Raw genomic sequence first — 13,134 nt, 5'->3', positions numbered from 1 at the left:
GATAACAATTAAATAAACTATAACGCCAAGATTTCATCGCGATTACTTGGCGACCAGGCTTTGTCAGCCGCTTGTTGTTGCGTTAGCCAAATAAAATCAGTGTGCTCATTCGGATCTAAAGTAATGGCGATATCATCGGGTACGCAAATACTAAAAACATACTCAGTATTAATTAACGCATTGGCTTGATAGCGGTGTCGCCATGACTCTCTAATGGTATATTGATTGGTTTTTTGGTGATCACGTATTGTTAAACCCAGTGCGCGGGCATCTATCCCTGTTTCTTCTAATAGCTCACGGTAAGCTGTCACAATAGGCGTTTCGCCTTCATCAATCCCGCCGGTGACTGATTGCCAAAAGTTAGCATCATCGGTACGTTGGATCAGTAAACAGTTTTTATTTTTTTTATAAATAACAACCAGTACAGAGAAGGGTTTACGAAGTGGTTGGTTATTTAACAAAATAGAGCCTTAAATAGCGTTTGTTGAATCAGTTTACCTAACTACGAAATGTTTAACTAGCCAGATCACATCACTAACAACCAAATACCCAGCAACAAGAGTAGTACATTCATTATTTTCAGAAACTGCGAAGTATTGAGTTTGCCCTGCAACCAGATCCCTAAACGATTACCACAAAAAGCAATCGGCAAGCTGGCAAGTGCAATTAATGCCCACTTTATTTCGATTAAACCCAGACTAATAAAGCCAATAAGCTTGACGGCATTCATCATCGCAAAAATAATCGCCACAGTTGCGACAAATCGTTTCGGTGGTAACTTAATGGTACTGAAATACATTATTAAAGGTGGGCCGCCAGCATGTACTAAGGTACTTGCAATACCGGCTAAACCGCCCATAGAGAAGGCACCTAAACGGCTATTTAAGGCACTCAAAGTAAACTTGCTAAAGGCTAAACTGCGAATAGCAAACACTATACATAAAATAGCAATCGCTGTTTTTATAAACGCCGCATCTAACCAGCCAATTAACGCATGTGCAATAACTACGCCTACCAATAAACCCGGTAGTAAGCGTTTAAGTTGCTGTATATCCCATTGTTGCCAGTAACTTTTTAAACTAAAGACATCGGCAACAATAAGTACCGGTAGCATCAAACCGATTGCGGCAACAGGGGGCATCACTAGCATTAGTAAAGGGACACTAAACACTCCAAGCGCTCCTGCAAAGCCTGATTTTGACACGCCGGTGAGCAATACGACAAATGCGATGATAGAGAGGGTTGTTACTGTCATTAGTTTTTCAACTTACTGATTATTTACTTTATGCTGGTAGATCAAACCACAGCGCTTCTAAGCTGCTGGTGGCTGTTAATGTTACCCGTTCATTGCGATTTAGTGCAAAGGCATCGCCGTTACTAAAATTTTGCTTGTTTGCGTCTATATGCCCGCAGATAATATGCAAATAACCTTTTCTATTCGCTGTTTGCAATGTATGCGATTGACCCTCATCAAGTTTTAAACGATAGATACTGGCATCTTGGTTGATGCTCACGCTGCCGTGTTCGCCATTTGGTGTAACAAGTGGTGTAAGCTGAGTTGTTTGCGGAATACTTTTTTGCTCATAGCTAGGGGCTATACCACGCAATTTGGGTTGTATCCAAATTTGTAAAAAGTGCGCTGTTGCTGAATTTGAAGCATTATATTCACTGTGCATAATACCACTACCGGCACTCATCCGTTGCACGTCACCAGCAGGAACAATGTATTCATTGCCGGTGCTGTCTTGGTGTTTTAATGCGCCGGAAATGACATAGGAAATTATTTCCATATCCCGGTGTCCGTGAGTGCCAAAGCCTTGACCAGAAAGTACTTTATCTTCGTTGATCACTCTAAGTACCGACACCCCCATGTGTTTTAGATCATGGTAATGGCCAAATGAAAAACTATGCTGACTTTGTAACCAACCAAGATCAACTTGGCCGCGCTCGCTGGCTTTGCGTATGTAGTGCATAACTTAACTCCTGATTAATCGCTAATTTGAATAGCAGCAGTATAAGTTTTATAAGGAAGATTAAAATCGCTTTTAAAAGGACTATTCGTTCTAATTAATAGAATGAAAGCCCTTGATTAGCAATCAAGATCAGCCTGCATTACTTGATATCGTAACTCGCCAATGAATGTGCGCGCTGCCGGGCCAAGGCGATCACCGTCTTTAAATAGTAAATGTAGCATGGCACTACGCTTACTATTGTGGCTAAGATTAAGGGGCTTGAGCCGATTTTGTGCTAACTGATTGGTAATCGCTGTGCTAGGTAGCCAAGCAAAGCCTAAGCCGTTGCTGATCATATCAATGGAAGTCCGCATATGGCTTACTGTCCAGCGCTGGTCGGCACCTAACCAGCCACCGTCTTGTTTATTGTGTAAGGCTGAATCGCGTACCACAATTTGTCGGTGCGATTTTAAATCTTCAAGGGTGATAGGTCGGGTGATGCTATGTAACGCATGATCTGGGTGCGCAACAGCAGTAAACTCGATATTGCACAACTCTTCACTAAACCCGGCTTTGCCAGTGAATCCCGATATTGCAATATCGGCACTGGTGTTCTCTAGTAATTCATTCGCGCCAGTCAGTACTGATTCGTATAATTCAATACGTAATAATGGATACATTGCCGAGGTATTGTTGAGTACTTTATAAAGCAGTGCTTGCGGAAAAACTTCATCAACAGCAATACGTAATTTGCTTTCAATCCCCTCACTGAGGGTCTGCCCAATTGCTTCTATTTTGGCGGCTTCATCGAGTAGGTAATTAGCGCGGCGCATCATCATCTCACCAGCTTCGGTGATCACGGTTTTACGTCCTTCAATAGTAAATAACTTAACACCTAAAGCGGTCTCAATTTTACCAACAGCATTGTGAATACTTGATTGGCTTTTATAAATTTTTAGTGATGCTTGATTAAAACCGCCATGTTCAACCACAGCCCTAAACATACGCCATTGCTCTAAAGTTATTTTAAGCATCTTTATGGTTGTCCTCGCAGTCACCTTGGTCACAGGTATTGAGTGATTCTCTGGCACGTTTATCTTGATTGAGTACTTGTTTTAGATCTTCAGTGCGTTGACGTACCGCTACACCATAACTGTGATCATCGCCCCACAGTTTTGCTAATTGCAGTACTGAGGCACGATCGTGCTCTCTAAATAAGTGTCCTGCGCGCTGCGAGTCTTCCTTTGAATTTCCTAATAGTTCTAGGGTTTCAACGGCAAGGTTGATGGCGGAGTCAACGGTTTCTCGGTTAAACGCATCAACGTGCAAATTAAGTAATTGGTAAGCATGGCGACGATCTTTAGCGCGCGCCACAATCTTTAAGTGCGGAAAGTGTTTGCGGACAAGTTTAACTATTTCGAGAGTTTTGTCGGCATTATCAATAGCAATAACCAGTAATTGTGCGGTATCAGCTCCAGCGGCTTCGAGTAGTTCTTTACGTGCTGCATCACCATAATGCACCGTATTACCAAAGCGGCGCAGCAGATCAATTTGGCTAGGACTGTGATCAAGGACACTAATATCATACCCTTGGGTGCTCAGTAAGCGCCCCATAATTTGTCCAAAACGGCCGTACCCAGCAATGATTACGTGTTTGGCTGGGCTTATCTGCTCTGGTTTATCAAACTCAGGTTTTGTTGTTGTGTTGCTACGTTTTTGTAATGTGTCGTAAAGCATTAATAGTAAAGGGGCTATTAACATTGAGATGGCCACGACTAAGGTGGTTAAGTTGCTTTGTTCTGGGGTTAAAATTTGCAATGTATTAGTCATCGTCAGGAGCACAAAAGCAAACTCACCACCTTGTGCTAAGGCTAAAGTGAATAACAGTTGCTGGGTATGATGAATTTTAAAAGTTCGTGCTAAGGCATACAAAACAGCGGCCTTTACAACAATTAAAGCGGCAACCAATGTAACCACTAAAGTAAATTGATTAAATAACAATGCAAAGTCGATAGAGGCACCGACAGCGACAAAAAACAATCCTAATAACAGTCCTTTAAAGGGTTCTATATCGGCCTCTAACTCATGACGAAATTCACTTTCTGCCAGTACCACACCAGCTAAAAAAGTCCCTAACGCTGGAGATAAGCCAACATTTTGCATAATCAGCGCAATCGCTACCACTAAAAATAACGCAAATACAGTGAATATTTCCCGCATTCTGGTTTCAGCAATGTACCTAAATAGCGGCGCAGAAATATACTTACCAGCTAAAATAATTGCCGCGATCACTGTTACTGAGGCGGTTACTTGCCCCCAAACTGGCCAATCAGCAGTTAGCGAATTATGCGTGCTGGTGGCATTTAACATTGGCTCAAACGCCAATAATGGTAGTAATGCTAAAATAGGAATAACGGCAATATCTTGAAATAGCAGTACCGAAAACGCATTTTGGCCGGCTTCATTTTTCAGCCAACCTTTTTCTTCCAGGCTTTGTAGCACAATTGCTGTTGAAGAAAGCGCGAGCATTAAACCAATTGCTAGTGCTGTTTGCCAATGCATGGCCATAAACCAATAACAAATTGCAAAAATTACCGCGGCTGTTAGGGTTACTTGCAAACCCCCAAGCCCTAAAATAGAGTGGCGTAACTTCCAAAGCCTTGCTGGTTGTAGTTCAAGGCCGACTAAAAACAGCATCATTACTACACCAAATTCAGCAAAATGCATAACAGACGTTTGATCGCCCACTAACCCCAGCAAATACGGGCCAATTAAAATACCTGCCAGCAAATAGCCGAGCACGGAGCCTAACCCAAGGCGTTTTGCGATAGGCACCGCAACAATGGCTGCGGCTAAATAAATTAATGCGATCTCTAACATAGTTGTCCTTTGCTAATACTGGCTAACTTATTATGCCTTAAAATACTGTTTACTATAGCGGAATAAATTCTTTATCGTCACCAGGGATTTTTGGGAAACGTTGTGTTTGCCAGTCTTGTTTTGCCTGCTCTAAGCGTTCTTTGCTATAAGCAACAAAGTTCCAATGCAAGTATGGGACTTTTTCAAATTTATCGCCACCGAGCAAAATAAAGCGTGCATCACTGGCAAAGTGAATATCAGTATCGAGGTTATCAAGTAGGATAAAATCACCTGCTTGATAATCCTGTTGACCCACGGTAACGCTTCCATAAATAACATATAACGCGGTTTCTTGTTGTGGGTTAGGCGACTTAATTTGACTATTGGCGCTGCCAACCACATCAATATAAAACATGGGGGAGTAGGTTTTAACTGGGGAGCTTAATCCGTAAGCTTCACCAACAATTAAGCGCATCATGATACCTTCATGAATTATGTGTGGTAGTTGCTGTTTTTTTATATGGGTGAATGAAGGCTCAATCTCAGTCATATTTTCTGGTAGCGCAATCCAGCATTGTAAGCCGTCAATATGATGCGGGTTAGCGCGCACTTCAAAGCTTTCTCGTTCTGAGTGAACAATGCCTTTACCTGCCGTCATCCAGTTCACATCGCCTGGGTGGATTTCTAAATTATTACCTAGCGAGTCGCGATGTAAAATGCTGCCGCGAAATAAATAAGTGAGTGTTGATAAGCCTATGTGCGGGTGAGGGCGAACATTGATCCCTTGGCCAACAGGAAAATCGTTTGGTCCCATGTGATCAAAAAAGATAAATGGTCCCACCATTTTTTTATCAAAATTAGGCAGTACGCGCTTTACGTTTAAGCCACCAATATCATGTTCAGTTGGGTTGAGTATTTTAGCCATGTTTTGCTCCTTAAAGGTGACCAAGCAGAGTCACGTTGATTCGATTAATTGAATACATAAGTTATAGCCTAACAATAGATGATCACTTAATTTCGAGTGTCACTATTGATGCTTGATTAATAATATACTCAGGTTAAAAGAACGAAAATTAGTAAAAATAGGTGTTAACATTCTTTTTTAAAGAATTTTAATGGTGTGTTGTATAGCACTAAAAGGAGCTTTATGCGTAGTAAACAGTGCTTACTATTACTTGTTGATGTTTTTAATGCAAAATACCGCTGGTAGGGAAACTAACGATGACACATTTACGCTCATCAAGCATTGCGATTAGCAAAATATAGCAGTTGTTGTGATCACACGACCGACAACACAAAATTAGACAGTAAAAAACGGCCAATTACTTGGCCGTTTTACATCAAGAGTTAGTTAAGTTTTACTGGGCCGTTGATATTATCGATGCTCAAATCACCAGAGCCAGCGTCAATGATGGTGAGACCTTTACTGTCGTTAACACGAATACTGCCTGAGCCATCCTCAATGGTGACTAGGCCATTTACATGTTCAACATAAATATCACCCGATTCATCTTCAATGGTGATGTAACTGCCTAGAGTTTTGGCATTGATGCTGCCAGAGTTATCGTCAATATCTACGCTGCCAGTGATATTATTAAGGGTTATATCACCTGAATCATCTTCAATAGTCATATTGCCAGCAACGTTACGTGCAGTAATACTGCCAGAGTCATCACTGATCTCTACATTACCAGTAATATTTTGCAGATCGATATCCCCTGAATCATCATCAATTGTGACGTGATGACCTTGATCAATACGAATGCTCCCTGAGTCGTCATCTATAATGATATTACCTAGTACACCAGCAATATCTATATCGCCAGAGTCATCGTCAATCTCAAGGTTAAATGAGCTTGGCACAGTAATAACTAAATCAATACTGGGTGAATTACCTTGATATACCACTATTCCTGATGAACTATAATTTTTTGCTATAAGTACGGCTTTATCGCCTTTTTGTTCCAGAGTAAGTATGTAAGGGTCATCACTTTTTGCTGTATAAATAGTGGCATCTACGCTGATGTTAGTTGCTGTGGTTGAGCCGATCACTTTAAGTGAACCCGCCTCAGCATTAATACTTAGTTGCTGTAATTGTGACGCTGATATTGAGCGTTGCTGCTGTTGTTGTATATTGGCTGACGAGGTTGAAACATGCACAATACAGCCACTGAGAAACAATAGGCTAGTGGCAATAGGAAGGGCTTTGGCTAGCAAAGAAAGAGGTTTATTAGTCATTATTTGGTCACTCGTTTTTAGTTATACATTCCATATAAACTAGTAATAGCAAAATCGAAGCCATAAGTTAAGCTTTTGTTTTGTAGTGTTTTTTTTATTCTAACAGTGACGGTGGCTGACTATAAAATAGTGTATAGTGCTAATTGGTAGTGAAACTGACGAGAGGTTAGCAGGCGCTAACCTCTCGTTTATAAACGCTAATTATTCAGGTGCTACATCTAAGGTAGTAAATAATGAATAACGTACGCTATCGATACCTTTTTCAGTTGAACCTTCGCTCACACTTGCTTCAATCAGGTATAGTCCAGGGTGTTGCCATGTGTTAGTGAAAAAGCCGTTTTTATCTGTGGTTACTTTAACTTCGCCACGTTCGTTACGATAACGTGTATCACCTTTTAAGATGGCAAGTTCTATGTTGGCAGCAGGTTTACCGTCTTTTAATAACTGAAAACGCGCCTCTTCACCAACAAATAAATCATTAGGATGAGTCGGGCCGCTGATCTCTAAGCCTTGACCAAGTAGCGCAGGTTTTGAGGTGCCGTTGCGGCTTACAAATGTATCTACCGTTGCAATCGATTTTGTGGTTTTAATATCGGTTGCATCAGCTGGAATATCTTTACTGTCTTTAGGGCCAAATACACGGCCACGTTCGCCTTTGGCATCTTTATAAAAAGTCATTAGTCGTGGTTCTTGGCTCATCGTAATATGATAAGTACCTTCCCCAGCTAGTTTTACCGCCGCTGAATTTTTACGTTGCAGATAATATGCACGAATTTTATCGCTAACTGGTTTGCCATCAGGGCCGATTGCCATAATCAGATTATCATCATATTCCGAGCCTTGTTGTGCTGGACGATATGCTTTATCTGGTGCGAAAATTTCATTCGAAATACTGGCATCGATCATCACATAATGTGCTTTGTCGCCTGAAAGAGATGTGTGCGAAGGCACTAACCAGCGAGCATGTGCATTGGCATAGCTAGATGCTAGGGCAGTGAAAGTAAGTGCGCCGATAAATGCGCTTTTAAGTAAATTGATTTTCATAGTCTTTCCTTATTTAAATTGTTTTAGCAGCTACATTTACTGACTTTTAATGGTGACGAAGCTTTGTGAAAATTCATTGGTGCCATCGATGGTGATCTTGCCGTCTTTATTTAGATCAAGTTCTACACGGGTGTAATCACGGCCACCTTCTTCGCGAACGACTTCTAAATTAAGTAAATACTTGCCTGCAGCTACGGCTTTGCCATCTAGATCTGTGCCATTCCAGTTAATGGTGTAAGTACCTGGGCGCTTTGTTGCACCTGTTACACCATCAAAGTTAGCGTCACTTTTTCCGGCTTTACGCCACCACTGGCGTAAGTCTTTAAACCATTCTGCTTTTTCAACCCATAAGGCAACCGTGATTACATGCTTACGCTCTGGGGTTTCTAGCCAAACCGCGACATAAGGTCGATGGTAAGGTTGTACGTCTAGATCAGGTAGGGTTAGTTCTATTTCAAGTTCAGCGGCATTCGCATGAGGTTGAAACAAAGCTGCTGTAAATAAAACAACAGCGCTTATTAAGGTATTAAGTTTTAGCATTAAGACACTCCTTTTAGTTGCGGAACCCAGCATAAATAAATGACTGCTGGTGTTGCGACCCCAAGCACTGTTAGCCATATTCCTACTAAGCGTTTTTTTCTATTTTGAAATAAAATAATCATCCCGGTGATAGCAAAAAAAATCATTAACACGGCTGATATATCAATCACCCAGCTCCATGCTTCGCCGCTATGACGGCCTTTATGTAAATCGCCAATTAAGCTTAAAAAGCCGCCAGTTTGATATTCGAGATTCAGTTCGCCACTGATGAAATTAAGTTCTGCGAAGGCAAAACCTGCAGGCAGCGGGTAGTCGAGCATCACGAGTGCATCTTCTTTTTCCCAGTCGATACTTTTTACTTTAGTTAAGCCATATTGGTTAGCTAAATAAGCTTCTATTTCAGGATATAAAATGGGTAAGGTTGCTAGGTTTTCTTGGCCCTGCTCAAGTAATGCACTTGGGAGTGATGTGGTTAGTTGCCCATCACTTTTATCGCCTTCTAGCCAATCAACATGATTAAGTACAATCCCACTGACAGCAAATAAAATAAGCAAAAACAGCAGTGCTGTTGATAGATAAATATGCAACGCACGACTGGTACTATATAAAGTTCGTTTATTTATTAACGGCATAAATAATTTAGTAGTTAAGCAATATTATCTACATGGTAATGATTTGCATTAGTTATCACAACATTATTTACGAAATTTACATTGGTAGGTATTTTGAAGGGCGAGAGAGTAAATAAATCATAACCGCTATTTCGATGCCGGCTACCAGCAGTAAAACCCACCACGGCGGTGCACAAAGCAGCAATACAATAAAGCCAAGTGACATACCAATACCCGCAAACCACTTTGCCTTTACGGGTACTACTTTGTACTTTTGCCAATGGCGTAAGGTTACGCCATAACGAGGATGATTGAGTAACCAAGCAGCAAGTTTTGGGGACGAGCGAGTAAAGCACGCTAATGCCAAAATGAAAAAAATAGTGGTGGGCATCACAGGTAAAACAATACCTATAATTCCCAGCCCAACCAAGGCTAGTCCTAATAGTTGATAGCCAATATTTTTATAAGTGGCTAAAATTACTTTTAAATTCATGAATAGACTTGTGCCTGATAAAGTTGAAAACGGCTAAATGCTTGGCAAGCAACGTTAAACGATATGCTGCTCGTTTACTCAGCATTGTCAATTAATTGTACTCGATGACGTTATACTCTGCCACGTTCAGCGCCTCAGCTTGCGATTCAACCTGATGCCGCTGTTCTTTTTATATCCTATTATGAGCTGATGGGAATGTAATTGCTTGCAGTCATTGCTTACAGCGTTATGACGGATGAGTTTATGAGGGGGTAACCTCTTAAGACTACCCCCCCTAATTACAGGCTGATTTTAAAGATTAAAAGTAATAGCCAATATTAATATTAAAGCGACGCTCGGTTTCATTACTATCACCGGCAACAGAGCCACCTACAAATGCTTGATTGCGGGCATGAACTAAATCAAAGTAAGTGAACAAGCCGCCAGCCGCGACGGATACCCCGGTTACATTCATCCAAGTATCGGCAGTGTCATCAGACTTGTTATAGATCGCGCTGTAATCATTATAAAATTGCAGGTTGCTTACTGGACCCCATTCAACCGGTACGCTGTAAGCGACATTAAAGCTACTGGTGGTTGCATCGGTCGCAATAGAGTCATAAAACCCATATGCGCCAACCGCGATACGATTAGTGTCATCGATATTGTAGTCATATTCGCCATGCTGTAGCTGAATATTCCAATTATTGATAACGCTGTTTACATGCAGTGCCCATGCGTTGTAACTTCCTGCGCGGTCTTGGCCGTCATGTAAGCCACCGGCTAAGCCTGATATTCCGACTTCTGTGGTCATGCCTTTGCCGTGTTCAAAGTAATAGGCGTAGCGGCCGGCAAAGGTATTATACTCACCAAGCCCTTTGCTCGGTTCGGCATAAATACCCTCGTCGGCGGTGCGACTACCAACAATATCGTACGAATAGCGATGGCTGCGATCTTCAACATAACCATCGACACCACCGAGTTCGTCATTTTTGAAAAAACCTAAATCGAGCTGCCAGTTATCAGCTACTTTACGTTTAAACATCACGCCTAAATCATGATCGTCTTCTAAACCGACGTAGTAGTTGGCACTAAAGAAATAGTTATGGGAGTTATAAGGATCATTACCAAACGGCACTTTTGTGATACCTACTTGCACTTGCCAGTCGTCAGTAAATTGATAGCCTGCCCATGCTGATTTTATTGCGGTCATGTAATCAAAAAAGCGGATCTCTCCGCCGATCAGCACTCCACCAATATCGCCAGAAACATTTAAGCGGAAAATATCAAAATCAAAATCGCCACCACGGTTTTTATTGCCGTCATCATATGAGGTGTGACTGTAGTTAGTACGAATTGCACCACCAAATTTAACTCCGGATAGGGCTGTTTCGGTATTATCTTGAGTTTGCTTTGCGATGGTCTTGGTCTGTTCTTCAAGCTGTTGATTAACTTTAGCTTGTTTGGCTTTTTCAGCCGCAAGCTGCTGTTGCAGTTGCTGCATCTGTTGTTGGAGTTGAGAAAGTTGAGCTTGCATAGCATCAATGTCTGAAGCATATGAGGCGCTGCTTGTTGCGCCTAGCATAGTCGCGAAAGCTAACTTTGATAGTTTAAGCATGATAAATCGCTATTCTTGATATAGGTATGTATAGAATAGACTAATTGTACCTTTAACCCAAGTTAACTAACCATTTGTTCTAGGGTAATCATTTGTTTAATATGATTTTATAAATTATTTATTCGGTGGGTTTGCCTTCAGCGGCGCGGGTCAGCACACCAACTTCTAATAAAGGAGCTGCATCTATACTTTGAGCATCCATCATAGTAGCAATGCGCTGCATTGATGATAGTAGCTGGCTTTGTTCCCACTCGTCTAAGGCTGAGAACTTTTCAATAAAGTGTTCTTGTAACGGTTGTGGTGCTGCTTGCAGAATCGTTTGACCATTTGCAGTGAGGTAAAGACTCACTCGGCGTTTGTCTAATTGGCTGCGAACACGCGTCACTAAATCGCGGTTTTCTAAGCGATCCAAAATATTAGTTACAGTTGCAGGACTCAGGTTTACATTTTGGGCAATGCGACTGGCTGTAATACCATCTGTTTGTGCTACTTCAGTCATAATTAATAGCTGCGGACCGGTAAGGCCGGAGATTTTATTTAACTGCTTAGAATGGAGGTCGATCGCGCGGATCACTTTACGTAAAGAAACCAATAATTCGTCATATTTTTTCATTTTTATCTCATTCGCAGATGGTTTACGGTCAAGGCGCTCGCGCAATCAATAAATATTACACATCTAATAAATAGAGTTCAAATAGATAAGGTCGATTTATACTGTATTATTGGCTTTACACAGAGCTTTGGCTGTTTTTTATTTGTTTTGAGTTGAAATTAAATTTAGTTCATTTACATATTATTTAATTAAACGTTTTTGGTGCTGATCTTACCTATAAGTCATGACAGAGTGAAAAATTGTAAATTTGACATAAAAACTCACTAAATAATATTTACTAATTGGTTGGGGATTGGGTAAGGTGAGATAGGTTTTTCATTTTTATGGGACGTATAATGAAGTTATCTCCATCTGTAAGCATCGAACAAACTGACACTGGTTTAGAATATATCAATGTAGCAAGCGAGCTTTGTAGCGCTAAAATTTTTCTACAAGGTGCACAACTCACTGAATTCACGCCAAGTGACAAAAAGCCATTAATTTGGGTATCAAGCGAGGAAGATTACCAAGAAGGTAAAAGTATACGTGGTGGCATTCCTATTTGTTGGCCATGGTTTGGTGTCAATCCAAATCCTGAGTGGCCAATTCACGGTGTAGCACGTACGAGCTTATGGCGAGCAGATGAAGTTGCAGAGCAAGACGATGAAATTCGAGTTAGCTTAACCTTGCCAATGGCACAAGTTGATGAAACCTACTGGCCACACAAATCAAAGCTAAAGGTTGAATTTATACTAACTAATCAGCTTGAAGTGCGTTTAACAACCACGAATTTAAGTAACCAAACTATTACTTTCACGCAAGCGCTGCACACTTATTTTCCAACCCCTGCTATTGAAGAAACTCAAGTGGATGGGCTGCAAGGTTCCAAATATATTGAGTTTAGCGAAGGCCCGTTTGATCAAGATGGACTGGTTGGTTTTGCTCGTGAAACAGATATGGTTTATACCCAAGTCGCAGCTATCCAGCGTATTATTACTCCGGATGGAATTATTGAAGTCGGCCGTGAAAACTCCAGCTCTTGTGTGCTGTGGAACCCGTGGATTGATAAGTCAAAGCGTTTATCTAATTTTGCCGATGATGAATACCACACAATGCTGTGCCTTGAAGCGGCAAATGTAATGGATGATAGTGCGATTGTAGCGCCAGGCGAAAGTCATACCTTAGCGACGACCATTCGCTGGGTGTAA

Annotated in this window: 14 protein-coding genes; 1 reads left to right on the top strand and 13 read right to left on the bottom strand. The window is 41.3% G+C overall.

Annotation, left to right across the window (positions count from 1 at the left end; genetic code table 11):
• Positions 1 to 17 precede the first annotated feature (17 nt).
• The 13 genes from nudB to PSR9079_RS15050 all read right to left on the bottom strand — a co-directional run bounded on the left by nudB (position 18) and on the right by PSR9079_RS15050 (position 11,947).
• Positions 18 to 461 carry a dihydroneopterin triphosphate diphosphatase gene (gene nudB / locus PSR9079_RS15110; RefSeq protein ID WP_149982272.1) on the bottom strand — a complete coding sequence of 148 codons (444 nt, stop codon included), beginning with the start codon at positions 459 to 461 and terminating at the stop codon, positions 18 to 20.
• A gap of 65 nt (positions 462 to 526) precedes the next feature.
• Positions 527 to 1,255 (bottom strand): sulfite exporter TauE/SafE family protein, encoded by a 729-nt coding sequence (locus PSR9079_RS15105; RefSeq protein WP_149982271.1) that lies wholly within the window; start codon positions 1,253 to 1,255, stop codon positions 527 to 529.
• A gap of 28 nt (positions 1,256 to 1,283) precedes the next feature.
• Positions 1,284 to 1,973, bottom strand: a complete 690-nt coding sequence (locus PSR9079_RS15100) for a pirin family protein (protein WP_149982270.1) — start codon at positions 1,971 to 1,973, stop codon at positions 1,284 to 1,286.
• A 116-nt stretch (positions 1,974 to 2,089) separates the two neighbouring features.
• Positions 2,090 to 2,986, bottom strand: coding sequence for a LysR family transcriptional regulator (locus tag PSR9079_RS15095; RefSeq protein WP_149982269.1), 897 nt, complete (start codon positions 2,984 to 2,986; stop codon positions 2,090 to 2,092).
• Complete coding sequence (locus PSR9079_RS15090) at positions 2,979 to 4,832, bottom strand: monovalent cation:proton antiporter-2 (CPA2) family protein (RefSeq protein ID WP_145240191.1); 1,854 nt, start codon at positions 4,830 to 4,832, stop codon at positions 2,979 to 2,981. The genes PSR9079_RS15095 and PSR9079_RS15090 overlap by 8 nt, the downstream gene beginning before the upstream one ends.
• A gap of 52 nt (positions 4,833 to 4,884) precedes the next feature.
• Positions 4,885 to 5,736: a pirin family protein gene (locus tag PSR9079_RS15085; protein WP_145240193.1), complete on the bottom strand. Its 852-nt coding sequence runs from the start codon at positions 5,734 to 5,736 to the stop codon at positions 4,885 to 4,887.
• A 422-nt stretch (positions 5,737 to 6,158) separates the two neighbouring features.
• A complete protein-coding gene (locus PSR9079_RS15080; RefSeq protein WP_149982268.1) occupies positions 6,159 to 7,049 on the bottom strand; it encodes a DUF4097 family beta strand repeat-containing protein in 891 nt (296 codons plus the stop codon).
• A 201-nt stretch (positions 7,050 to 7,250) separates the two neighbouring features.
• Positions 7,251 to 8,093 (bottom strand): DUF4198 domain-containing protein, encoded by an 843-nt coding sequence (locus tag PSR9079_RS15075; RefSeq protein ID WP_149982267.1) that lies wholly within the window; start codon positions 8,091 to 8,093, stop codon positions 7,251 to 7,253.
• Positions 8,094 to 8,129: 36 nt separating this feature from the next.
• On the bottom strand, positions 8,130 to 8,633 hold the full coding sequence (locus PSR9079_RS15070) for a DUF2271 domain-containing protein (protein ID WP_149982266.1): 504 nt from the start codon (positions 8,631 to 8,633) through the stop codon (positions 8,130 to 8,132).
• Positions 8,633 to 9,265, bottom strand: coding sequence for a PepSY-associated TM helix domain-containing protein (locus tag PSR9079_RS15065; RefSeq protein WP_149982265.1), 633 nt, complete (start codon positions 9,263 to 9,265; stop codon positions 8,633 to 8,635). Before PSR9079_RS15065 ends, PSR9079_RS15070 begins: the two co-directional genes overlap by 1 nt.
• Before the next feature lie 76 nt (positions 9,266 to 9,341).
• Positions 9,342 to 9,737 carry a YbaN family protein gene (locus PSR9079_RS15060; RefSeq protein WP_149982264.1) on the bottom strand — a complete coding sequence of 132 codons (396 nt, stop codon included), beginning with the start codon at positions 9,735 to 9,737 and terminating at the stop codon, positions 9,342 to 9,344.
• A gap of 298 nt (positions 9,738 to 10,035) precedes the next feature.
• A complete protein-coding gene (locus PSR9079_RS15055) occupies positions 10,036 to 11,334 on the bottom strand; it encodes a porin (protein ID WP_149982263.1) in 1,299 nt (432 codons plus the stop codon).
• Positions 11,335 to 11,452: 118 nt separating this feature from the next.
• Entirely contained in the window at positions 11,453 to 11,947 is a 495-nt protein-coding gene (locus PSR9079_RS15050) for a MarR family winged helix-turn-helix transcriptional regulator (protein WP_145240209.1), read from the bottom strand.
• 335 nt (positions 11,948 to 12,282) lie between these two features.
• Between PSR9079_RS15050 and PSR9079_RS15045 the strand changes: the two genes are divergently transcribed.
• A complete protein-coding gene (locus tag PSR9079_RS15045; RefSeq protein WP_149982262.1) occupies positions 12,283 to 13,134 on the top strand; it encodes a D-hexose-6-phosphate mutarotase in 852 nt (283 codons plus the stop codon).

It is taken from the genome of Pseudoalteromonas rhizosphaerae (assembly GCF_902498845.1).
Lineage (GTDB): Bacteria > Pseudomonadota > Gammaproteobacteria > Enterobacterales > Alteromonadaceae > Pseudoalteromonas > Pseudoalteromonas rhizosphaerae.
The sequence above is the reverse complement of the archived record's forward strand: the minus strand, read 5'-3'. Positions and strand labels throughout refer to the sequence as shown.

What these genes read in the sequence shown, in the direction of transcription:
- PSR9079_RS15105 (WP_149982271.1), bottom strand. Translation starts at nt 1,255, where the DNA reads ATGACAGTAACAACCCTCTCTATCATCGCATTTGTCGTATTGCTCACC.
- PSR9079_RS15100 (WP_149982270.1), bottom strand. Translation starts at nt 1,973, where the DNA reads ATGCACTACATACGCAAAGCCAGCGAGCGCGGCCAAGTTGATCTTGGT.
- PSR9079_RS15095 (WP_149982269.1), bottom strand. Translation starts at nt 2,986, where the DNA reads ATGCTTAAAATAACTTTAGAGCAATGGCGTATGTTTAGGGCTGTGGTT.
- PSR9079_RS15090 (WP_145240191.1), bottom strand. Translation starts at nt 4,832, where the DNA reads ATGTTAGAGATCGCATTAATTTATTTAGCCGCAGCCATTGTTGCGGTG.
- PSR9079_RS15085 (WP_145240193.1), bottom strand. Translation starts at nt 5,736, where the DNA reads ATGGCTAAAATACTCAACCCAACTGAACATGATATTGGTGGCTTAAAC.
- PSR9079_RS15080 (WP_149982268.1), bottom strand. Translation starts at nt 7,049, where the DNA reads ATGACTAATAAACCTCTTTCTTTGCTAGCCAAAGCCCTTCCTATTGCC.
- PSR9079_RS15075 (WP_149982267.1), bottom strand. Translation starts at nt 8,093, where the DNA reads ATGAAAATCAATTTACTTAAAAGCGCATTTATCGGCGCACTTACTTTC.
- PSR9079_RS15070 (WP_149982266.1), bottom strand. Translation starts at nt 8,633, where the DNA reads ATGCTAAAACTTAATACCTTAATAAGCGCTGTTGTTTTATTTACAGCA.
- PSR9079_RS15065 (WP_149982265.1), bottom strand. Translation starts at nt 9,265, where the DNA reads ATGCCGTTAATAAATAAACGAACTTTATATAGTACCAGTCGTGCGTTG.
- PSR9079_RS15060 (WP_149982264.1), bottom strand. Translation starts at nt 9,737, where the DNA reads ATGAATTTAAAAGTAATTTTAGCCACTTATAAAAATATTGGCTATCAA.
- PSR9079_RS15055 (WP_149982263.1), bottom strand. Translation starts at nt 11,334, where the DNA reads ATGCTTAAACTATCAAAGTTAGCTTTCGCGACTATGCTAGGCGCAACA.
- PSR9079_RS15050 (WP_145240209.1), bottom strand. Translation starts at nt 11,947, where the DNA reads ATGAAAAAATATGACGAATTATTGGTTTCTTTACGTAAAGTGATCCGC.
- PSR9079_RS15045 (WP_149982262.1), top strand. Translation starts at nt 12,283, where the DNA reads ATGAAGTTATCTCCATCTGTAAGCATCGAACAAACTGACACTGGTTTA.